The sequence below is a fragment of the Bradyrhizobium sp. 33ap4 genome, assembly GCF_032654765.1.
In the GTDB taxonomy this organism is placed as follows: Bacteria; Pseudomonadota; Alphaproteobacteria; order Rhizobiales; family Xanthobacteraceae; genus Bradyrhizobium; species Bradyrhizobium australafricanum.
In genome coordinates, this window is sequence record NZ_JAUMTJ010000010.1 from 98,514 (window position 1) to 119,305 (window position 20,792).

The 20,792-nt window shown below is 64.7% G+C and carries 16 protein-coding genes, 1 tRNA gene and 1 pseudogene; 11 read left to right on the top strand and 7 right to left on the bottom strand.

Translation table 11 applies throughout. From position 1 onward, the window contains the following. Nucleotides 1–3: 3 nt before the first annotated feature. From Q2M23_RS10190 to Q2M23_RS10200, 3 genes are all read left to right on the top strand, one after another. Nucleotides 4–1,212 carry a c-type cytochrome gene (locus tag Q2M23_RS10190; protein ID WP_316395493.1) on the top strand — a complete coding sequence of 403 codons (1,209 nt, stop codon included), beginning with the start codon at nucleotides 4–6 and terminating at the stop codon, nucleotides 1,210–1,212. 135 nt (nucleotides 1,213–1,347) lie between these two features. Continuing rightward, on the top strand, nucleotides 1,348–2,028 hold the full coding sequence (locus tag Q2M23_RS10195) for a response regulator (RefSeq protein WP_016843264.1): 681 nt from the start codon (nucleotides 1,348–1,350) through the stop codon (nucleotides 2,026–2,028). A gap of 280 nt (nucleotides 2,029–2,308) precedes the next feature. After that, nucleotides 2,309–3,049, top strand: a complete 741-nt coding sequence (locus Q2M23_RS10200) for a response regulator transcription factor (RefSeq protein ID WP_316395463.1) — start codon at nucleotides 2,309–2,311, stop codon at nucleotides 3,047–3,049. 105 nt (nucleotides 3,050–3,154) lie between these two features. Here Q2M23_RS10200 and Q2M23_RS10205 read toward each other — a convergent pair whose 3' ends face one another. Together Q2M23_RS10205 and Q2M23_RS10210 are read right to left on the bottom strand one after the other, a co-directional pair. Beyond that, on the bottom strand, nucleotides 3,155–4,528 hold the full coding sequence (locus tag Q2M23_RS10205; protein WP_057021124.1) for a hybrid sensor histidine kinase/response regulator: 1,374 nt from the start codon (nucleotides 4,526–4,528) through the stop codon (nucleotides 3,155–3,157). Further along, nucleotides 4,525–5,697, bottom strand: a complete 1,173-nt coding sequence (locus Q2M23_RS10210) for an FIST N-terminal domain-containing protein (protein WP_316395464.1) — start codon at nucleotides 5,695–5,697, stop codon at nucleotides 4,525–4,527. Before Q2M23_RS10210 ends, Q2M23_RS10205 begins: the two co-directional genes overlap by 4 nt. Nucleotides 5,698–6,163: 466 nt before the next feature. Here Q2M23_RS10210 and Q2M23_RS10215 point away from each other — a divergent pair, with 466 nt between their 5' ends. Then, on the top strand, nucleotides 6,164–8,197 hold the full coding sequence (locus Q2M23_RS10215; RefSeq protein WP_057021126.1) for a methyl-accepting chemotaxis protein: 2,034 nt from the start codon (nucleotides 6,164–6,166) through the stop codon (nucleotides 8,195–8,197). Nucleotides 8,198–8,367: 170 nt separating this feature from the next. On the opposite strand, the pseudogene Q2M23_RS10220 reads toward Q2M23_RS10215, so the two are convergent. Next, nucleotides 8,368–9,228: pseudogene (locus Q2M23_RS10220) on the bottom strand (IS30 family transposase); the annotation flags it as partial. A gap of 170 nt (nucleotides 9,229–9,398) precedes the next feature. Next, entirely contained in the window at nucleotides 9,399–9,767 is a 369-nt protein-coding gene (locus tag Q2M23_RS10225) for a DUF3175 domain-containing protein (protein ID WP_168859275.1), read from the bottom strand. A 184-nt stretch (nucleotides 9,768–9,951) separates the two neighbouring features. Here Q2M23_RS10225 and Q2M23_RS10230 point away from each other — a divergent pair, with 184 nt between their 5' ends. The 4 genes from Q2M23_RS10230 to Q2M23_RS10245 all read left to right on the top strand — a co-directional run bounded on the left by Q2M23_RS10230 (nucleotide 9,952) and on the right by Q2M23_RS10245 (nucleotide 14,571). Further along, nucleotides 9,952–11,442: an MFS transporter gene (locus Q2M23_RS10230; protein ID WP_316395465.1), complete on the top strand. Its 1,491-nt coding sequence runs from the start codon at nucleotides 9,952–9,954 to the stop codon at nucleotides 11,440–11,442. 3 nt (nucleotides 11,443–11,445) lie between these two features. Continuing rightward, a complete protein-coding gene (gene otsB, locus Q2M23_RS10235) occupies nucleotides 11,446–12,279 on the top strand; it encodes a trehalose-phosphatase (protein ID WP_410469707.1) in 834 nt (277 codons plus the stop codon). Nucleotides 12,280–12,481: 202 nt separating this feature from the next. Further along, nucleotides 12,482–13,933 carry a trehalose-6-phosphate synthase gene (locus tag Q2M23_RS10240; protein ID WP_057021128.1) on the top strand — a complete coding sequence of 484 codons (1,452 nt, stop codon included), beginning with the start codon at nucleotides 12,482–12,484 and terminating at the stop codon, nucleotides 13,931–13,933. Between the two features lie 548 nt (nucleotides 13,934–14,481). Next, nucleotides 14,482–14,571, top strand: a tRNA-Ser gene (locus tag Q2M23_RS10245). A gap of 154 nt (nucleotides 14,572–14,725) precedes the next feature. On the opposite strand, the gene Q2M23_RS10250 is transcribed toward Q2M23_RS10245, so the two are convergent. The 3 genes from Q2M23_RS10250 to Q2M23_RS10260 form a co-directional block, all read right to left on the bottom strand. Next, nucleotides 14,726–15,985: an arsenic transporter gene (locus Q2M23_RS10250; protein ID WP_253588572.1), complete on the bottom strand. Its 1,260-nt coding sequence runs from the start codon at nucleotides 15,983–15,985 to the stop codon at nucleotides 14,726–14,728. After that, nucleotides 15,985–17,268 carry an MFS transporter gene (locus Q2M23_RS10255; protein ID WP_316395466.1) on the bottom strand — a complete coding sequence of 428 codons (1,284 nt, stop codon included), beginning with the start codon at nucleotides 17,266–17,268 and terminating at the stop codon, nucleotides 15,985–15,987. The genes Q2M23_RS10250 and Q2M23_RS10255 overlap by 1 nt, the downstream gene beginning before the upstream one ends. Before the next feature lie 133 nt (nucleotides 17,269–17,401). After that, nucleotides 17,402–17,851: a hypothetical protein gene (locus Q2M23_RS10260; protein ID WP_057021152.1), complete on the bottom strand. Its 450-nt coding sequence runs from the start codon at nucleotides 17,849–17,851 to the stop codon at nucleotides 17,402–17,404. Nucleotides 17,852–18,036: 185 nt separating this feature from the next. Here Q2M23_RS10260 and Q2M23_RS10265 point away from each other — a divergent pair, with 185 nt between their 5' ends. The 3 genes from Q2M23_RS10265 (at nucleotide 18,037) to Q2M23_RS10275 (ending at nucleotide 20,654) form a co-directional block, all read left to right on the top strand. Then, nucleotides 18,037–18,495: a hypothetical protein gene (locus Q2M23_RS10265; RefSeq protein ID WP_199805383.1), complete on the top strand. Its 459-nt coding sequence runs from the start codon at nucleotides 18,037–18,039 to the stop codon at nucleotides 18,493–18,495. Between the two features lie 105 nt (nucleotides 18,496–18,600). Beyond that, a complete protein-coding gene (locus Q2M23_RS10270) occupies nucleotides 18,601–19,266 on the top strand; it encodes a response regulator transcription factor (protein ID WP_076834811.1) in 666 nt (221 codons plus the stop codon). Beyond that, nucleotides 19,266–20,654, top strand: coding sequence for a sensor histidine kinase (locus tag Q2M23_RS10275; RefSeq protein ID WP_316395468.1), 1,389 nt, complete (start codon nucleotides 19,266–19,268; stop codon nucleotides 20,652–20,654). The genes Q2M23_RS10270 and Q2M23_RS10275 overlap by 1 nt, the downstream gene beginning before the upstream one ends. Nucleotides 20,655–20,792 lie beyond the last annotated feature (138 nt).

The window sequence follows — 20,792 nt, forward strand, 5'->3', positions numbered from 1 at the left end:
TCCGTGTCCTGCATCGCCCGAAACGAACTGCGCACCCCCTCGCGCAACACGCGGTTGGAACATGCAATCCGGACCGTGCTGCTCTCCGCCCTGCTCATGGTGCCGGCCCTGGCGGCCGGCGCCGACGAGACAAAGCCGCCGCTGCGGCTCTGCGCCGACCCGACCAACCTGCCTTTCTCGAGCGACGACCCGGGCAAGCCCGGCCTCTATCTCGAGATCGGCCAGGCGGTGGCGCAGAAGCTCGGCCGCACGGTGAGCACCAACTGGTACAAGTCCTATTTCGGCAAGCGCACGGTGCGGGAGACGCTGCTCAGCAAGCAGTGCGACGCCATGGTCGGCCTGCCTTTGATCGACGATTTCATGGGCCCGGCGGTGATCTTCTCGAAGCCGATCGCCCATGAGGGCTATGCGCTGGTCGGCAGCAAGGACCGCAAGCTTGCCGGCGTCGACGACCTCAGGGGATTGCGGGTTGCGGTGCAGTATCAATCGACGCCGCAGAACCTGCTCGCGCTGCGCGACGACGTCCAGAAGGTGACCGTGCTCAGCCCGGAGGAGGGCATGGCGGCGCTCGAACAGGGCAAGGCCGACATCGCCTTCATCTGGGCGCCGGTGGCGGGCTGGCTCAACAAGACCAGCTTCGGCGACAAATATCAGATCGTGTCCACCGAGGGCGACGGCCTGCTCTGGGCGACCGCGATCGGTTTCGCCAAGGCGTCCGGCGCGCTGCGCGATGAAGTCGACGGCGTGCTGCCGGCGCTGCAGCCGGAGATTGCCGCCCTGTTTGCCAAATATGGCGTGCCGAACGGCGCACCGGTGAAGTTCGGCGAGGCCGACCGCGCGACGACGTCGTCCGTCGGCGCCAGCGAGCCCGTCACGGTCGGGCAGGCCGCGGCCGCGGCGGCCGAGAGACCGGTTCAGACCGCCGCGACCGCCGGCGACGCCAAGGGGGATGCCACCGCCGGGCGGGAGGTCTTTAACGGAACCTGCGCGCATTGCCACGGCCCGGACGCGGTGCAGGCCGAGCGAAAGATCGATCTCAGGCTGCTCAAGAAGCGCTATGCTGACGACATGGAATCGACATTCTGGAAGACGGTCCATGACGGGCGGCCGGCCAAGGGCATGCCGGCCTGGAAGGACGTCTTCAACGACGACGAGCTCAGAAACGTATATGTCTATCTGCAGAGCGTGCAGGATACCGGCGGATCGAACTAGAAGCTGCGGTTCGCAAGAGGAGCGTTTTCGAGCGAAGTGGATACCGGTTCGCGTGAAGAAAACGCGTCAGAACATGAATCGAGAGCCCCGTTCCGATCCAATCGGAACGGAGGCTTGGGCAGTGCGAGGGTCCTCATGATGGGGTTCCTGATCATCGACGATCACCCCCTGTTCGGGGAGGCGCTTGGCAACGCCATCCGCATCTCGCATCCCGATGCCCGGATCTATGAGGCCACCTCGATCAAGGGGGCCCTTGGCATCCTCGCCAGCGAGCCGAATATCGACCTGGCGCTGCTCGATCTGCTGCTGCCCGACGTGGTCGGCTTCTCCGGCTTCCAGAAGATCAGGGATCGCTATCCGCGGCTGCCGATCGCCATCGTCTCGAGCGAGGAGGACAAGCACACCATCCGCGAGGCGCTCGAGATGGGCGCGGTCGGCTATCTGCCGAAGTCGACCTCGCTCGGCGAGCTCTCGCAGGCGATCGCGCGCGTGCTGAGCGGCTCGGTCTCGGCGCCGCGGGATTTCGTCGCGGTCGGTGCGCTGGAACAGTCCGAGACGGCGCGGACGCTGCGCGAACGCATTCAGAAGCTGACGCCGCAGCAGATCCGGGTGCTCCATCTGATCATCCGCGGCCTGCAGAACCGCGAGATCGCCGCCGAGCTCAAGCTCGCGGAATCCACCGTGAAGGCGCATGTCACCGAGATCCTGCGCAAGCTGAAGCTGTTCAGCCGCAACAAGGCGATCATCGAGCTCGGCAAGATTCCGCTTCCGGTCCCGGAGGCCTGTTCGGGCGCAAAGGCGGAGAAGGCGCCCTAGTGTGCTGAATGCGAAGTTCGTGCGATTTCGCGGCAGCCACTTTCACGAACTTCGCATTGATAAAGCACACTAGAATCATAAGTTTGCTAGTGTCCTTATCGAATCCGAAGTTCGCTCCGAAGGTGCGGCAAATGATGCGAACTTCGGATTCGGGACACTAGCCGTGCTGCACTGCGAGGCGGGCGCATTGGAAATCCTGCCTATAGGCTGCCATCCGGCTTTGAGATAACGTCGTGCGCACAATGGCTGTTATGAGCATCCGAGGGAGGACGGCGCAGCATTGACCACGACCGCGCCCCTGGCGGACGAGCCGCCGCTCGGCAAGGCGGGTACGCCTCGACTGCTGATTGTCGAGGATCACCCGCTGTTCCGTGCCGCCCTGATCGGCGTGATCGGGGCCGAGTTTCCCGATGCCGAGGTGCTGCAGGCGACGTCGATCGACGGTGCGCTGGATGTGATCGCGGCGCGCGACGGGCTCGATCTGATCCTGCTCGATCTGTCGATGCCCGGCACCACGGGCCTGCTCGGCGCCTACCGGGTGCGTGCCGCCGCGCCGCGCAGCGCGCTTGTGATCGTGTCGGCGCATGACGATCCCCGGATCGTCGGCGGCGCGATCTCGCTCGGGATTTCCGGCTACATCCCGAAGTCGACGCCGAAGCTCGAGCTGGCGCGGCTGTTGCGCGGCATTCTCGAAGGCGCGGTGTGCCTGCCGCCGCGCTTTCGCGATACCGCCGCCGCCCGGAAGGCCCAGGCCGAGGCGCGCGAGCTGGTGCAGCAGCTCGGCCAGTTCACCGCGCAGCAGCTTCGCGTGCTCGACATGATCTGCCGCGGCCTGCAGAACAAGCACATCGCCTATGAGCTCGATATCTCGGTCACCACCGTGAAGGTGCATGTCTCGGAGATCCTGCGCAAGCTCGGCGTGCGCAGCCGCACCGAGGCCATCATCGCGCTGTCGAAGCTGGACTTCGGCAAGCACGACCACGCGCCGGTGACGGCCTCGCGGTCGTCGCATGGCGCCTAGAGCCTTTCCCGTTTCGATGGAATCGCAACGGGAAAGGCTCCAGGTTCTTGTCTGACGCGTTTTCTTCACGCGAACCGGTATCCACTTCGCTCGAAAACGCTCTGCTCATAACCGCGCGCCCGACTGCTCCGCCGCCAGCAGGAACGACAGCAGCGAGCGCATCTCGGCGGGCTTGATCGGCTTCTTCAACAGCTCATGGCCGAAGGCCGATACGTCGGAGGCGGCCTTGGCCGAGTAGTCGGCGGTCACGATGATCGCCGGTACCTTGGCGTTGATCGCGCCGCGGATGACATCGACGGCCTGAATGCCGGTCTCGCCATTGTCGAGATGCAGATCGGCGATGATGGCGTCGGGAATGCCGTCGAGCGCGTGGATGCGCTCGAGCGCCTCGGTCTTGGAGATCGTCACCGCGACGTCGCAGCCCCATTTCTCCAGCAAATGGGCGAGCCCCTCGGCGCTCGAGAGGTCGTTCTCGATCAGCAGGATCTTGGCGCCCTCCATGCCGCCATAGCGATAGTCGACGCTGGCCTGTTCGCGCACCGGGATCGCAACCGGATCCAGCGTGCGGGGCACGGTGACCGAGAACACCGAGCCTTTGCCGGCGCGCGAGCTCAGCCTGATGTCATGGCCGAGCAGGTCGGCAAACCGGCGCACGATCGAGAGACCAAGCCCGATGCCGGCCTTGTCGCCGGCGCTGGTTTCGCCGCGCTGAAACTCGACGAAGATGGCTTCGCGCTGCGCTTCAGGAATGCCCGGCCCGGTGTCGTGCACCTCGATGCAGATGTCATCGCCCCTGGCACGGCATCCCATCAGCACGCTGCCGCGCTGGGTGTAGCGCAGCGCATTGGCGACGAGGTTTTGCAGGATCCGTCGCAGCATCAGCGGATCGGAGCGAACGACCGCGGACGACGGCATGATCCGGAAACCGAGATTGCGCTTGGCGGCGGTCGCGACAAATTCCTGCTCCAGCGGCTCGAACAGCGAGGCGATCGCGATCGGCCCGAATTCGGGCCTGAGCACGCCCGCATCGAGCTTGGAGATGTCGAGCAGCGTCCGCAGCATGTCCTCGAGCGTCGCCAGCGAACGATCGATCTGATCGGTAAGCGCGACGCTCTTGGACTCGGTTGCCATCTCGGTCAGCGCGGACAGCGTCAGCCGCGCCGCATTCAGCGGCTGCAACAGATCGTGCGTGACCGAGACGAGCACGGATGATTTCAAGGAGCTCGCCGCTTCGGCCTGCTGCTTGGCCTGCAGCAGGCGACCATTGGTTTTCTCCAGCGATTGCAGCGCCTGCTTGAGCTGTTGGGTGCGGTCGCGCACCTGCTGATCCAGCGCGATCGCGGTCTCGAACAGCGAGAAGGCGTTGAGCTGCTGATCGGTCGAGCGTTCGACGCGCGACATCAGCGCCGCGTTGATCTTGCGCAGCTTCTCGGCCTCGCGTTCGAGCGCCGCAATTCGCGTGGTCTTGGTATCCGTCATTGCGGCGCGAGTGCCCGCTTGCCGATGGCGATGCCGGTCAGCGTCTGGTTGACATGCATGGAGCGATACTGCTCGCCATAGGTCTGAAAGCCAATCACTTTGTTGCGGCGATAGAGCTCCGACATCTCCCGCGACAGCTGGCGCTGCTCGACGTCGAGCCGGCGCAGCACGCATTCGAAGCCGATGAACATCGAGACCTCGCCGAGATCCTCGGTCAGCTCCTTGAGCAGGCGGCTCGTCACGTCGATCGGGTCGCGCTCGCGCGCCACCGTCAGCACCATGCCCTCGTCGATGGCGCAGAAGAATTGCAGCGATCCGTCCGGGTTGGTGCGCTGGATCGACCGCGCGTAATAGGCGCCGCCGACGCGAACCAGCACGGGATGCGCGGCGAACGAGAACAATTCGAGCTTGCTATCGCTGAGGCCGACGGCGCGGGAATATTCCCGCGCGGCCGGCTCGGCATTCAATTCCTTGACGATCCGGTGCTCGATGTCGGCCTCGGTCACCACCATCTTGGTCGAGGTCGGTTCGAAGTGGTCGCACTTGAACAGGCGGAACGGCAGCCGGGTCCGGATCAGGATCAGGACCGCGGCATCGGTAAAGGCTTCGCCGCCATGGAAGACCCACGATTTCTCGAAGCGCAGGCCGTCGCCGGCGGAGCCGCCGACCACCGGGATGTCGCCGAGCGACGCATAGATCGCCGACATGATGGTCTCCTCACGCTGGCACATGCCGTCGATGAAGAGCAGCCCGAAGGAATCATGGGTGTGATCGCAATGCTCGGTGCGTTGCGCGAATTCGTGCTGCAATTCGGTGCAGATCGAGCGGCCGTGATCGACCCGAAATGTCGAAAGGTCGAACAGCGGCCGGGCCGCGATGACGAAATCGGCCGCGTTGAAGCCCATCGCGACGACGCTGTCCTCGTCCCAACCGCCGGGCGACAATTCGCCGGCCGTGGTGCAGCCGAAGATCGGTACGTCGGGCATCCGGCTGGACAGTTCGGCAATGAATGTCTGCGGCTCGTAGACCGGTGACACGAACACCACGAGCATCGCGAGATCAGCCGCCGCCAATTGGCGCGCGATCTCGTCGGCTGCTTCCCGCGGCCCGTTGGTCTTTGCCTGCACCACGACGATACTGTCGGCGGTGCCACCGTTCTGCTTCGCCAAAGGCGCTCTCCCTGACCAGAATTTTTTGCTTTTCTTGGCGCGGCCGATTGAACCCGCGCGGGTCGTGAGGGCATCCGGACCATGCCGCGATGGCTGGCGTTCCGGCTTGCCCGCGGCTTTCAGGTCGTGAGGGGAAATGCCATTGGCCGGGCTATTGCGCCGGCAGCTACGCTCGCCGCAAGCGCCAATGGCGCCGGTCGACGCGATGACATGGGACACCTCCCGATGTGTGTTCTCCTGGCCCGGGCAGGGACAGGATTTGATCGGTTCTAAACTATCGGGCCGGACCTGCGCGTCAATCACCTTACCCACCCGCCTAGCCCGACCAAGGTAGTATCGCGCCGGGCCCGGCGGCCGCTGCCCATTTACCGGGCCTTATCGATTCTGCCTTAGTTTTGCGCTCCGGGGTCTGGGGCGGGTTGCTGCCGGACCTCGCGTGGTTTTCAGAATGAAGACGGGGGTTGGAATGCCGGGGCTGAAGCGATCGTTGTCGATCAGGATCCCAACCCTCAGATTTCGCGCCAAGATCATGCTCGGCTTTGCCGTCACGCTGGCGCTTTCGGCAGCCACCATGGGCTTTGCCTATATGGGCTTCGAGCGGGTCTCCGCCGGCGTCGGCTCCTATCGCCAGAGCGTCGCGGAAGCCGATCTGGCCCGCAACATCGATCGCGAATTGATCTCCTACCGTTCGCTGGCGCGCTACTTCGTTGCGACCGGCAAGGAGGACGACGCCAAGGCCGCGCTCGCCGCCGAGGGCAGCCTGAAGGATGCCATCATGGCGTCGATGAAGGGCACCACCAACCCGGCCCGGCTCGAGCAGATCACCAAGCTGGAGCGCGAATTCCGCGCCTTCACCAAGATCTTCGCCGAGATCGTCCGCATCAAGAACGACAGCGCACAGACCGCGCAGAACAAGCTGACCCGCAGCGCGACCTCGATGCGCTACAAGCTCGACGATCTCCCGAGCAACGCCGATGATTCCGAGCTGCAGTCGATCCAGTTCGGCGCCAAGAAGGTGGCCGACCAACTCCAGTCGATCACCGGGGCCGTCAATACCTTCGTCGTCAACGGCGACAAGACGGTCGCTTCGAGCGCGCTCGCCCGGCTGAAATTCGCCGACAATCTCGTGAAGGCGATCACCTCGAATAACGAGCGGATCACCCAGAGCGTGAAGGACATCACCGCGCTGCTCGAAGAGTACCGCGAGGCGCTCGCCAAGCTGATCGCGAACGCGAAGTCGATCGACGAACTAACCGTCGAGATGACGGAGTCCGCGGCCGCCATCAGCCAGGGCGCGGCGGCGATGAAGTCCGATCTGCTCGCCGACCAGAAGCGGCTTGAAAACGAATCGCACACCATGATCGGCGAGACCGAGCAGCTGATCCTGATGCTCGCCGCCGGCAGCTTCGTGCTCGGGCTGGTCTGGGCGTTCCTGCTGGGCAAGGGTATTTCGCGACCGATCGCGGCGATGTGTGCGGCGATGCGCGAGCTCGCGGCGGGCAATTTCGACGTTGTGCTGCCGGGCCTCGGCCGCCGCGACGAACTCGGCGAGATGGCCGGCGCCGTGGAGGAATTCAAGGTCCAGGCGATCGCCAAGGCCGAACGCGATGCCGCGACCCAGGAAGCACAGAACAAGGCAAGTGCGACCGCGCGGCGCAATGAGCTGATTCGTTTTGCCGACGAATTCGAATCCGCGGTCGGCTCGATCGTCTCCAACGTGTCGGCCTCAGCCGTGCAGCTCGAATCCGCGGCCGGTACGCTGACCCGGACGGCGGAGACCACGCAGAACCTGTCGAGCCAGGTCGCCGGCGCCTCGGAGGAAGCCTCCAGCAACATGCAATCGGTCGCCTCCGCAACCGAGGAGCTGTCGGCGTCCGTCGACGAGATCGGCCGTCGCGCCAAGGAGTCGAGCCAGATCGCGGATTCCGCCGTGCGTCAGGCCGAGCAGACCGACGCGCGGATCGGCAAGCTCTCGCGCGCTGCGCAGGAGATCGGCGACGTCGTCAAGCTGATCACGGCGATCGCCGAGCAGACCAATCTGCTGGCGCTGAACGCCACCATCGAGGCCGCGCGCGCCGGCGATGCCGGCCGCGGCTTCGCGGTGGTTGCGGCCGAGGTGAAGTCGCTGGCGAGCCAGACCGCCAGGGCCACCGACGAGATCTCCACCCATATCTCGGGCATGCAGGCGGCGACGCAGGAATCGGTCGCCGCTATCAAGGAGATCGGCGGCACTATCGGGCAGATCTCCGGCATCGCGACCAACATCGCAAGCTCGGTCGAGCAGCAGAGCGCGGCAACGCAGGAGATCGCGCGCAGCGTGCAGAACGTCGCGCAGGGCACACAGGAAGCGGCGTCCAGCGTCACCCAGGTGAATCGCGGCGCCACCGAGACCGGAGCTGCTTCCGAAGAGGTGCTGAATTCAGCCCGCTCGCTGTCGGTCGAGAGCTCGCGGCTGCGCGAGGAGCTCGACCGCTTTATGGCCAATATCCGCGCGGCATAAGGCGCGCGCGGATCTATCCATCGTCGTCCTGGCGAAAGCCAGGAGGTGGATTCACATTCGAAGTGCAACACTTGAGCAAAGGACTCGGCAGGCGTGCGGTAGTCAAGGCATTTGCGCGGGGTGTTGTTGTAGGCGGCGATGAACTGGCGGAATCTGGCGGTCGAGAGGGTTACGAGATCCGTCTTGCGGGGAATAAAGCGGCGCATCCTGCCGATGGCGTTCTCGATGCCACCCTTCTGCCAGGGGGCATGGGGATCGCAGAAGAAGGTCGCGATCGAGAGGCGGTGCAGCGCCAGGTGACCGGCGAACTCGGTGCCGTTGTCGAAGGTAACGCTCTGGCGCAGCTCTTGTGGAAGGGGCGCGAAGAAGCCCACGAGATGGCGGGCGACACCGCGCGCGACCTTGCTGGCAAGGCGGATGCCGAGCAGCAGCCGCGAGGTGCGCTCATGCACGGTCAGCACGGCCTGACCGTATTTCGAGAACATCATCAGGTCGGCCTCCCAGTGTCCGGGCACGCTGCGGTCGGCCGCTTCGAGCGGCCGATTTGCCAAGGATACACGGCCTTCGATGAAGCTTGCGGGGCTGCCGCCCCGCTTGCCGCGGCAGCCGCGCTTGCTCTTGGCGCGCGGCAGATAGCGCCGCCAGTTGAAGTCCGTGGTGCGCCTGAGTTGGCGATAGATGAAGCGGTAGATGGTCTCGTGGGAGATCACCTTGCGCCCGTACTCGCGGGCCAGCCGGCCAGCGACCTGCTCGGGCGACCAGCCGCGGCGAAGGCGTTGCAACACCGCGCGGCGCAGGCCGGGCTCCCGTTCGAGGCGTCCGCCCGTCCAGCGCCGCGCTCGCATCTGGTGCTGGGCATAGCTCGGCTTGTAGCCGACCTGGCTCCCCCGATTGCGCCTCAGTTCCCGAGAGATCGTTGATGGCGAGCGATCCAGAGCTGCCGCGATTTGCCGGACCGAGCTGCCATTGGCCGATAGGCAGGCAATCTCGCATCGGTCGTCCAGAGAGAGCTGCTTGTAAGTCCGCCCCATGGCAACACCTCCTCAAGGAAGTGTTGCACTTCGTTTGTGAACTCAGGGGACCCATAATCACCACTCACTATGTTTTAAGTGCAACTCGCCGCGTGCCCTTTTGTTGGGCCGCGGCGTATGGGTCCTGGCTTTCGCCGGGACGACGCTGTTTGGTTGGCGAGATGATGCGATTAATCTCGTCCGAACTGGTGCTTCAACTCGACCTTGGCGCGCTCCAGCCGCGACCGCTCGGTCTTCGGCAGCGTCTTGCCGGCGCGGTTGATATAGAAGGTCAGCATCGAGAGCGCGGAACGATAGGCGCCGCTCTTGCGGCGCGCGCTGTGCTCGGCGGACCGCTTCAGCGATGATGCGATCTTCTTCGCGCTGGTCTGCTTGAACACGCCGCGCTCGAGGTCGAGCGCATCGCTCTCCTTGGTCACCCGCTGCGACCAGCGCTTCGCCGTCCTCTTGCTTGCGCCACGCCTGCGACGCGTCGCGCTCGTGGACCGTGCCGGTGATGTCCTTGCCGTCTTGCGCGTTGCTTTCTTGTGTGCGGCCATCGATGCCTCCGTGTCTTTTGAGCCGAGAACAGATCGCCGCGACCGCGGTTCCTATGCCGCATTGCGGGAACCCTCGCCGGCCTGCCGCGTTGACACCGCGTGGCGGGCACTCCGTTTGCCGCAATTCCGGGTGAGTGAACCTTGGAGCAGATCGTTCCGGGGTTTTTCTCATTGGTCGATTCTGATGACAGTGCAGCCGACACAATTGAGTTCCGCGACGACGCAACAGGCCGTGGCTCCGGTCACGCCGGACGATGACCGCATCATCGAGACCTCGATTCCGGTCCGGCTCGACAATCTCAGCTGGAGCCGCTTTCACACCCGCGTCGTGCTGGCGCTCGGCATCACCTGGATCCTCGACGGGCTGGAAGTGACGCTCGCGGGTGCATTGTCGGGCGCGCTGAAGGACAGCCCGACGATGAGCTTCTCCAACGCCGATGTCGGTCTTGCCAGCAGCGCGTATCTCGCCGGCGCCGTGCTCGGTGCGCTGGGCTTCGGCTGGCTCACCGACCGGATCGGGCGCAAGAAGCTGTTCTTCATCACGCTCGCGCTTTATCTGTCGGCGACCGCCGCGACCGCGCTGTCGTGGAATGTCGCGAGCTACGCGCTGTTTCGCTTTCTCACCGGTGCCGGCATCGGCGGCGAATACACCGCGATCAACTCGACCATCCAGGAACTGGTGCCGGCGCGCTATCGCGGCTGGACCGATCTCGTCATCAACGGCAGCTTCTGGATCGGGGCGGCGATCGGTGCGCTGAGCGCCATCATCCTGCTCGACCCCGCGTTCCTTGCGCCGGACCACGGCTGGCGGATCGCCTATTTCACCGGCGCGGTGCTCGGCCTCGTCGTGCTGCTGATGCGGATGTGGATCCCGGAGAGCCCGCGCTGGCTGATGATTCACGGGCGTCCCGAGGAGGCCCACAAGATCGTGGCCGACATCGAGACCTCCGTGCTCGGCCACGAGCAGTCGAGCGCAGACTTCGAGAAGATCAGGCTGCGGATGCGCGATCACACGCCGCTCCGCGAGGTCGCGGTGACGCTGTTCTCCACCTACCGGCAGCGCTCGCTGGTCGGGCTCACGCTGATGGCCGCGCAGGCGTTCTTCTACAATGCGATCTTCTTCACCTTCGCATTGATCCTGACCGACTTCTTCGGTGTCGCCGCCAGCAATGTCGGCTGGTACATCCTCCCCTTCGCCGCCGGCAACTTCCTCGGGCCGCTGCTGCTCGGCCGCCTGTTCGATACGCTCGGCCGCCGCACCATGATCGCGCTGACCTATGGCATCTCGGGCGTGCTGCTGGCGCTGTCCGGCTATCTGTTCTCGATCGGCGTGCTCAGCGCGCAGACCCAGACCATCGCCTGGATGGTGATCTTCTTCTTTGCCTCGCCGGCCGCGAGCGCCGCCTATCTTACCGTCAGCGAGACGTTTCCGCTGGAGGTCCGCGCGCTCGCGATCGCCGCCTTCTATGCGATCGGCACCGGCATTGGCGGCGTGATTGGACCGGCGCTGTTCGGCGTGCTGATCGACACCGGATCGCGCAACAGCGTCTTCGCCGGCTACCTGCTGGGGTCGGCGCTCATGATGGTCGCCGCAGCGGTCGCATGGCGCTATGCCGTCGCGGCCGAGCGGAAATCGCTCGAATCTGTCGCGCGACCACTGGCATGTGTGGAGTAGACTATGACGAAACATGACGTGGCCGAGATGCCCATGGATGATGACATCGCCCCTGACGCCAAGACGGACAGCGTGCCGACGCCGGCGTCGCTGATTCCGCCGCTCCGCCAGGCCGCGGTGCTGCTTGACATCGACGGCACCCTGCTCGATTTCGCGCCGACGCCGCGCGAGGTCTGGGTGCCGCCGGAACTGTCGACCACGCTGAAGCAGCTGCATGAGCGCACCCATGGCGCGCTGGCGCTGGTCAGCGGCCGCTCCCTCAATGACATCGACCTGATCTTCGCGCCGGAAGTGTTTCCTGCGATCGGCGGCCACGGCGCCGAGATGCGGCTGCAGCCGGACAGCGAGGCGGTCGCCGCACACGCGCCGCCGCTCGACAAGGAGTTGAAGCGCCGTCTTGCCGCGATCGCAAAGCTCAGCCCCGGCATTCTGCTCGAGGACAAGGGCTATTCGCTGGCGCTGCACTACCGGCTGGCGCCGCAGGCGGAGAAGGCGATCTATGAAGCGGTGTCGCTGATCCGCGCCGAGTTGCCGAATGCGCCGATCGAGGTGCTGCCGGGCAAGAGCGTCTGCGAGATCAAGCATTCCGGCTTCACCAAGGCGACCGGCGTGCTCGAGCTGATGACGCATGAGCCGTTCAAGGGGCGGCGTCCGTTCTTCATCGGCGACGACGTCACCGACGAGACCGTGTTCGCGATCATGCCCGATTTCGACGGTCTAGCGTTCTCCGTCGGCCGTCGCGCAACCGGCGTCGCCGGACATTTCGACGGACCGAGCGATGTGCGCGAATTCCTCGCGCATCTGCTCGACGTTGATAGGGACGTCAGCCTGTCCTAACCGAAACGCATTCATCGCAGCCGAATCGAATACGGTGCTTTTGCGTCGTGGCGTCAACCTCGCGCGTAATTTTCTTTTCGCGAGTTCCCGCGAGTTCCGTGCGTGTTCGCCAGAATTTGGTTTCAATTGGGAGATTCCTTGATCAGGAACCATCTTGATGAATGGTTGTTAATACGCGAGTTGACCAACAGGAGGGGACCTGGTGAACCTCGTCGTCGTATCGAACCGCGTCTCGCGCGGAAAACCCAATGAACCCATGACGGGGGGGCTGGCTGCGGCATTGTTGCCGGTGGTGGAAAAGACAGGGGCAATATGGGTTGGTTCCAGCGGACGCGTCCGCGACGGGAACCTGAAGGAACCTTTCGCAGAGGTCGAAGCGCTCGGGGCGGGCGCGCTGGCGATGCTCGATCTGCCGGCCGCGCACTATGGCGGCTATTACGAAGGCTTTGCCAATTCGGCGCTGTGGCCCGCGATGCATTCGCGCGCCGATCTGATTCGTGCGTCTCGCGAGGACTACGCGAGCTATCGCGAAGTGAACGCGTTCATGGCGCGCGCGTTGCTGCGCTTCCGCAAGCCGGATTCCGTGTTCTGGGTCCAGGACTATCATTTCCTCGCGCTCGGCGCCGAGCTGCGCGATCTCGGCGTCACGCAGCCGATCGGCTTCTTCCTGCACACGCCATGGCCGGCGCGCGCGGTAATCGCGGGCGTGCCCAATCATCGCGAACTGATCGAGGCGATGCTGTCCTATGACCTGATCGGCTTCCAGACCGATGAGGACTGCGAGAACTTCCTGAGCTATGTGCAGCACGATCTCGACTTCGAGGTGCGCGACGGCGTGATCAATTCGTCGTTCGGCCGCACCCGCGCCGCGGTGTTTCCGATCGGCATCGATCCGGGCAAGTTCGCGCAGCAGGCGACCAAGGCGATGACGCATCCCGACGTGACGCGGCTGCGGCGCAGCCTCAATGGCGAGAAGCTCGCGATCGGCGTCGACCGGCTCGACTACTCCAAGGGCCTCGTCAACCGCATCAAGGCGTTCGACAAGATGTGGACGCTGCATCCGAACCTGAAACGTTCGGTGTCGCTGCTGCAGATCGCAACGCCCTCGCGAGGCGCGATCGAAGCCTACGGCAATCTGCAGAGCGAGGTGGCGAAGCTCGTTACCGACGTCAACGGCGTGCATGGCGAGGTCGACTGGACGCCGATCCGCTACCTCAACAAGGGCTTTGGCCAGGGCGTGCTCGCAGGCCTTTACCGCACCGCGCAGGTCGGCGTCGTGACGCCGCTGCAGGACGGCATGAACCTCGTCGCCAAGGAATATGTCGCCGCGCAAAACCCGGCGGACCCCGGCGTGCTGGTGCTGTCGAAATTCGCCGGTGCGGCGAACGAGCTCGACGCCGCGCTGCTGGTCAATCCGCACGATATCGACGGCATGGCGCGCACCTTGGCGACGGCCCTCGCGATGCCGCTGACCGAGCGGCGGATGCGCTGGGAAGCCATGATGGAGAAGCTCAACAGCGGCACCATCCAGCAATGGTTCGCCGACTTCATCGAGGCGCTGCAGGATACGCACAATGCGGGAAACGCGGCGCTGCCGGAGCCACCAACCCTGTGGCCGCGCCGCACGGCGGATTTTGCCGCGCGCTATCACTGAGCGAGCATGACGATGCAGGGTGGGTGCGTTGGTTCGCCCATCCGCGGTGCTGTCGTCCCTGCCTAGTGCGCAATTGGGCACGGGAGCAGGGACCCATACGCCGCGGTGGATGTTGTGAACGGGGCTCGTCGTAGCAGCATCGCGCAATAATCGGCACTTGTGGTTATGGGTCCCTCTTTCGCTGGGACGGCACTGAGTGTGTTGCGCGGTCAGTGGTCATAACCTCGCATGCTCGCGACGGGGCTCCCGAAGGCGAGAACCCGGCATCCATTCTTCCACGAGTGAGGCGGCCCAATAGATTCCCGGCTCTCGCCTGCGGCGAACCCCCGGAATGACGAAACGGCGGGTTGATCGCATGCACTCATTGATTTGCGCCGGTCCCTGACCGACCGCCGGCCAAAATCGCGCGCGGCCGCGCGCAAGGCCGCGGCGCGCGGCCGCCATCGTTATCAATTTACCCAATGTTTTCAATCTGTTGTGGAAATTTCGCGCTCCCGGCCTGCGCTCCCTTGCAAAATCCGCCTCAGCCCTTCAAGAGAGGGCCTCCCGGAGAGATGGCCGAGTGGCTTAAGGCGCACGCTTGGAAAGCGTGTGTGCGGGAAACCGTACCGTGGGTTCGAATCCCACTCTCTCCGCCATTTCCACGATTTAGTGCGCCAAGCCGCGATCTTCTACGATTTTGTGCGACCGGCGGCGCGTATGCAGCGCTTACACAACATGCGCGGCCCCGCCAAGAGAAGTTGAGCCCTCTTGGAGCTCCCCCGTTTCTGGCAATCGAAGCCGCAACCGCTCTTATGAGGCAGACAGCGAGAGCGCAAGCAGCGAAAGTACCAATGCCGGCGGCATGACCACAATGCCGAGTTGCAGAAAGCGAAGCGCGCCAACATGCTCACCCTCGCGCCGCAGCGCGATCAGCCACAGGATCGTGGCGAGTGAACCGGTGACTGACAGGTTGGGTCCGAGGTCGACGCCGATCAGGATTGCGCCGGTGACGTGATGCGACGCCTGCGCGGCTTGCGTGGTCGTCGCCGCGATCAGACCCATCGGCAGATTGTTGATGAGGTTCGAGGCGATCGCCGTGATGACGCCGGCGCCCCATGAGGTTGCGTGCGGCGATCGCGCGGCGGTTCGCTCGAGCTCTTCCGCGAGTGCCGGCAGCACGCCGGTGCGATTGAGGCCCTCGACCAGGATGAACAGTCCGGCGACGAGAGGAAGGACCGACCATGAGATATCGCGCGCGATCGATAGCGGCGATGTGCGGCCGAGCAGGAGCACGATCACGGTCACCATCGCCCCGCAGGCAAATGTCGGGATTCCAAGATCCAGACCCAACGCCGATGTGGCGAGCAGGACCGCCGCCGTCGCGCCGATGCCGGCGGCGACGATCGCGGCACTTCTGGCAAGCACGGCCGGCTCTCCGTCGCGCACATCGACACTACCCGACAGGCTGTTCCGCAGGCTGAGCCGGAGCATGATGAAGGTCGCTGCAATCGCCACGATCGAGGGCAGCAGGAAGTAGTGCAGCCACTGCGGCAGCGTCGGCATCCGCGCGCCGAACAACACGAGGTTGGCCGGATTAGAGATCGGCAGCACGAAGCTGGCGGCGTTGGCGATGAACGCACAGACGAAAAGATACGGCAGCGGCTCGACCTTCGCGGCACGGGTCGCGGCGTAGACCGCGGGCGTCAGCACGACGGCGGTGGCGTCGTTCGACAGGAAAATGGTGACCAGCGTACCGACCGCATAGACGATCGAAAACAACCGCGACGCTGAGTTGCGCGAATGCTTGACGGCGAGTTCGGCGAACCAATCGAACAAGCCCTCTTTCCGAGCGACCTCGGCCAGCAGCATCATGCCGATCAAAAAGAAGTAGACGTCCGTTCCCTTGCCTGCCGCCGCGACGGCGTCTCGCCACGGCAACAGGTCGAAGGCGATCAGCAGGACGGCGCCGGTCACTGCCCAGATGTATTCCGGCAGATTCCAGGGGCGCGCAATGACGCCCAAGGTCGCAAGACCGGCGATTCCCCAGGTCGCGGCGTTGTGAGTGAACATCAGGCGACACTCGCGGCGCTTGAAACCATTGCATCCGATGCGTGCCCGGGCTTTGTCGCACAAGCAGGCTTCAACAACGGCGCGAAGACGCTCCACAGCGCGACTGAGACCGTGGCGCTGCCACCGAGAATGAGAAACATCGGCCCATACCCGAACTCCTGTGCGATCCAGCCACCGATCGCAGGGCTGAGCGAGGCACCGATGTTTTGGACCGTCATGACCGCGCCATGGCCGGCATTGATCCGCCCGGTCCCGTCGAGAATCCGCGCGACGAGGCCGGGCACTGCCACGCTCTGCAATCCCGCGCCGACGCCGTCAAGAATCTGTACCGGATAAACGCCCCAGCTGTTCAGGAGCCACGCCGCGATGAGGCTCCGGACCGGCAAGGCGATGAAGGACACCAGCATGACCAGCCAGTAGCCCTCCCTTTCGGCCATCCGCATCGCAACCAGCGAGGTCAGGATCATGGTGCCCTGGGCGATGACGATGGTCATCGCGACGAAGCTCGCGGGGTCGGCCTGCTTGTCGGCCACGACCGCCAGGCCGTACAGCGGGAGCATCGCCGCATTGCCGAGGTGGAAGAACAGCAGAGTTGCGGCGAGGATCAGCAATGGCTTCGATTCGATCAGCACTTGCAACCCGCTCGCGCGCTTGTCGTCCGTGCTCTCGCGTTCGAGCCCGCGGGCTGCGTCGTCGTCGATGGACGCGCTCGGGATCATCATAACGGAAGCGATCGAGAGAACACCGAAGACCGCCGCGAGCCAGAACACCGCGGTGAAGCCGTACACCCAGCCGACGAATCCGGACAGCCCGGCGCCGACCATGTTGCCGGCGTGGTTGAAGGCCTGGTTACGGCCGTTCTGTCGATTGAAGCCTGCCTGGCGGACGATACCCAGCGTGATGCCGGCGACGGCCGGACCGATCGCGGCGCCGGCAATCGCCGTCGCGACCTGTGAGGCTGCCACGAGCCAGAACTCCTGCGACAGCAGCACGATGCCGGAGGCGACGACACTGCAGATGCCGGGGATGATGACGAACAGCTTCTTGCTGCGCGTGGCGTCGATCAGGGCTCCGGCCGGCGTCGTCATCAACATCCCGGCAACGCCGCCCGCCGTCATCACCGTCCCGATCCAGCCGGCCTGCCAGCCCTGCGCGAGCAGAAATACGCCGAGGAACGGCCCGATGCCGGCCTGCATGTCGGCGATGAAGAAGTTCAGCGCGAGCAGCGGACGGAGCGCCTTCTCTGGACTCGCGCTGTATGAGGCCGTCGGTGCTATCGACACGTTGCATCCCGATGCTTGATTAAACAAACTGCCTGTCCGATGAGATCCTCGACGCACCCGAGCCGGTTGAGTCCGGTTCGGGTCCGGTTTCCTGTTACGGTTGCTCAGAGCGGCGTCAGTCGTCCCCTAAGCGTCAAGCAGCTTCGTGTCCGTTGCCGACGAGCTTGGCTTTCCGGATTCGTCCGCCCAATTCGACGTGCAGTTCGTAGGTCTCGCCGTTGCGCCGGCCGTCTATTTCGAAATGCTTGGGCTTGCGACGGGGCGTACCCATCGGTTCGAACCCGGCCGAGCGAGCGGCCTCGATCGCTGCGGCGGGGTCTGCGGGTTCGTGGTGGGCGTGCTCGGGCTTCTTCTTGTGCTGGATCGTCACGCCCGCGCCATCGCACGCGAAATGCGTCACCTTGAGCTCAGAAGGCTTCTGCTCGCCTTCCAGTTCGACATCGGCTCCGATCCGGAGCTTGACGAGGTCTGCTCCATGCGGCGTGAGATCGGCAAGCACCATGCCTTTCGGGGTCTGAACCACAAAGCGGTGCGCAAAAACGTGCACGATCCTGCCGGACAATTTGATCTGGTCTTCCGACATCCTGATCTCCTGATTTTCTACTGTTCGTGATTTGCTCAAAGCGCTTTGGGCCCAGGGGGCGGTGGCGGTGCTCCGGGCGGTGGTGGCGGGGCGTCAGCCCGCGGTGGTGGGGGTGGTGCCCCTGGGGGCGGCGGCGGAGGCGGCCCGTCGGCCCGCGGAGGCGGCGGTGGCGCGCCGCGAGGCGGATGCGGCGGAGGACCGAAGGCTTCGGTTCGGCCGTCGGCATGCGAGACGATTTGAGCGCGGAAGATCCCCTGATCGAACATTCCCTGGACCGTCACGATCTCTCCCCTGGTGACGGCATCGGCATTATCCCCACGCGGTCCGAGATCGATCAGGGCGCGGCCGCCGCCGTCCTCCATCAAGAACATGTGGCCGAAGATCTCAGCGACGTTGCCGCGCACGGCGGACGGACCGCCGGGTTGCAGCCTGTCGATCGCGGTCGGCTGCAGCAGCATGACGTTGCGCGGCGGCCAATTCTGGGCGACGCGAACGCCAGCGGCACCGGCCGCTGCGCCGGCGACAAGCACGGCAAGCGCGGCCCCTGCCAACAGGCCACGATGCCGGACCTGCCGACGCCCAGGCAGCGACGGGCTCGTATCCCTCTGTGCATCGCTTTCGGTCATTGGACGCTCCTTTCATGATTGCGATGCCTGAAGCCTAGGACACTGTCCCCAATCCAGCCTGAACCGTTCCGTTCAGCTTGAGTTAAGCTTGGGCGCCTAGTTCCGGTCCGAGGTGTGAGCCGAATGAAAATCCTTCTGGTCGAAGACGATCGCCTGCTCGCGCAAGAGATTGCCCGAGCCCTGCGTGAGGAGAATTTCGCGGTCGACATCGCCGCCAACGGCGAGGACGGACAGCACCTCGGCGAAACCGAATCCTACGATGCCGCGGTGCTCGATCTCGGGCTGCCCAAAGTGCCCGGCGTCGAGGTGCTGCGCGGTTGGCGGAAGCAGGGCCGGCACCTGCCGGTGCTGATCCTGACTGCGCGCGACGGCTGGACCGACAAGGTGGAAGGCTTCAAGGCCGGGGCCGATGACTATCTCACCAAGCCATTCCGGATCGAGGAACTGGTCATGCGCCTTCGCGCGCTGGTCCGTCGCGCCTCGGGGCATGCTGTGCCGCGAATTTCCTGCGGACCCCTGAGCTTCGAAACGCAGACCGGCGTGTTCGAGCTCGATGGATTGCCGTTGAAGCTGACCGGGTTGGAGTGGCGTGTTCTCGAATGCCTGATCCTGCGCAAGGACACCGTGGTCGAGCGAGGCCTGCTGTCGGAAAAGGTCTATGAGGGCGACGTCGGGACGGATTCGAATTCCATCGAAGTGATCGTCGCGCGGCTCCGGCGCAAGGTCGGCAAGGCGCTGATCGAGACCGAAAGGGGCCGCGGCTACAAGCTCAACTCGGGATCCCCATGATGAGCCGGAATGCATCGCTCGGCCGGCGCCTCATGATCGGAGCCGGCGTGTTCATCACCGCGGCCCTGATCGTCGCCGCGATCCTGATATCGTTCGTGCTGCATCGATTCGTGCAGGGGCAGATCGATCAGAGGCTCGACGCGCAGATCCTCTTCCTCGCGTCCATGCTTGAAGCCGACGGCGCCGGCAACATTCGTCTGGCGGGATCCGCCGACGGGCCGCCATTCGATCGACGCCGACGCGGCTGGTACTGGCAGATTTTGGGGCCAAAGAACGCCTTGCGGTCGCGGTCGCTCGACGGAGCGGATCTGGCTCCTCCCGATATCAGCAACAGACCCCTGCCGCCCCCGCCGCCGCCTCCCCCGATCGGCGAAGATCCGCCTCCGCGAGAACGCCCGCTGCCTGCCGACGGCAAGGGTCCATACGACAACGTACTCCACTTTCGCATTTTGAACGTCGCGGTGTCCGGCACTCCTGTCACGATCGTGGCCTCCGCGCCGAGAGACGCGGTGCGCGGGCCGTTGTGGGAAGCAATGCGCACGTTGGCCTTGTCGCTCGCGGTGCTCGGCATCGCATTGATCTTAGCGATGCTGATCCAGGTTCGTCTGGGGTTGCGTCCCCTCGAACGACTTCGTCAGGCGGTCGCCGATGTAAGAGCTGGACTTCGCGACAACGTGCCCGACGCGCAGCCGGGCGAGGTGCAGCCATTGGCCACCGAACTGAATGCGCTGCTGGTTCAGAACGCCACCAACCTGGAGCGGGCGCGCAAACACGTCTCGAATCTGGCGCACGGACTGAAAACGCCGCTTGCGACGCTGGCGGTCGCGCTGCAGAAGCAATCGTCAGGCTCAGAGGATCTTCACGGTCTCGTCGTCCTAATGGACCGGCGCATCCGGCATCATCTGGGTCGCGCCCGATCGGCCGCACTTTGCGGTCCGGTTCGGACAAGAACAGTAATCGCGCCACGCGTCGCGGATCTCGGTCTCGTCCTCGGCAAAGTGAACGCCGACAAGACGATCGATTTCGTCAATCATATACCAGCCGGCCTGGCGGTAGCCTGCGAACAGCAGGACGTCGACGAGATGCTGGGAAACGTGCTGGAGAACGCCTTCTCCTGGTGCGGCAGCAAGGTTGTCGTCGAATCTCGCGAGGAGACGCGAAGTGTGGTCCTCGTCGTCGAGGACGATGGACCGGGGCTTTCGCCGGAGCAGATGTCGCAGGCGGTGCAGGCCGGCCAACGGCTCGACGAAAGCTCTCCAGGATTCGGCTTCGGGCTGTCGATCACGCGGGAACTCGCCGAGCTTTACGCCGGATCCCTTAGCCTGGACCGGTCTCCACTCGGGGGACTTCGAGTGGCGATACGTCTGCCGTCCGCGGGGCTGGAGTGAGGGAAATCCCGGATGTCTGGTGCCGGTGACCGGTCCCTCGCTGCCGCGGCGTGGGGACACGCACAATGGATAATCCGGAAGGAGTAGTGGGCTCCCCCATGGGGAGAAATAGCGCGCGCCGATGAACTGCATGAAACT

What these genes read in the sequence shown, in the direction of transcription:
- Q2M23_RS10225 (WP_168859275.1), bottom strand. Translation starts at nt 9,767, where the DNA reads ATGGCCGCACACAAGAAAGCAACGCGCAAGACGGCAAGGACATCACCG.
- Q2M23_RS10205 (WP_057021124.1), bottom strand. Translation starts at nt 4,528, where the DNA reads ATGACGGATACCAAGACCACGCGAATTGCGGCGCTCGAACGCGAGGCC.
- Q2M23_RS10265 (WP_199805383.1), top strand. Translation starts at nt 18,037, where the DNA reads ATGCGGCGGAGGACCGAAGGCTTCGGTTCGGCCGTCGGCATGCGAGAC.
- Q2M23_RS10260 (WP_057021152.1), bottom strand. Translation starts at nt 17,851, where the DNA reads ATGTCGGAAGACCAGATCAAATTGTCCGGCAGGATCGTGCACGTTTTT.
- otsB (WP_410469707.1), top strand. Translation starts at nt 11,446, where the DNA reads ATGACGAAACATGACGTGGCCGAGATGCCCATGGATGATGACATCGCC.
- Q2M23_RS10250 (WP_253588572.1), bottom strand. Translation starts at nt 15,985, where the DNA reads ATGTTCACTCACAACGCCGCGACCTGGGGAATCGCCGGTCTTGCGACC.
- Q2M23_RS10270 (WP_076834811.1), top strand. Translation starts at nt 18,601, where the DNA reads ATGAAAATCCTTCTGGTCGAAGACGATCGCCTGCTCGCGCAAGAGATT.
- Q2M23_RS10230 (WP_316395465.1), top strand. Translation starts at nt 9,952, where the DNA reads ATGACAGTGCAGCCGACACAATTGAGTTCCGCGACGACGCAACAGGCC.
- Q2M23_RS10275 (WP_316395468.1), top strand. Translation starts at nt 19,266, where the DNA reads ATGAGCCGGAATGCATCGCTCGGCCGGCGCCTCATGATCGGAGCCGGC.
- Q2M23_RS10195 (WP_016843264.1), top strand. Translation starts at nt 1,348, where the DNA reads ATGATGGGGTTCCTGATCATCGACGATCACCCCCTGTTCGGGGAGGCG.
- Q2M23_RS10215 (WP_057021126.1), top strand. Translation starts at nt 6,164, where the DNA reads ATGCCGGGGCTGAAGCGATCGTTGTCGATCAGGATCCCAACCCTCAGA.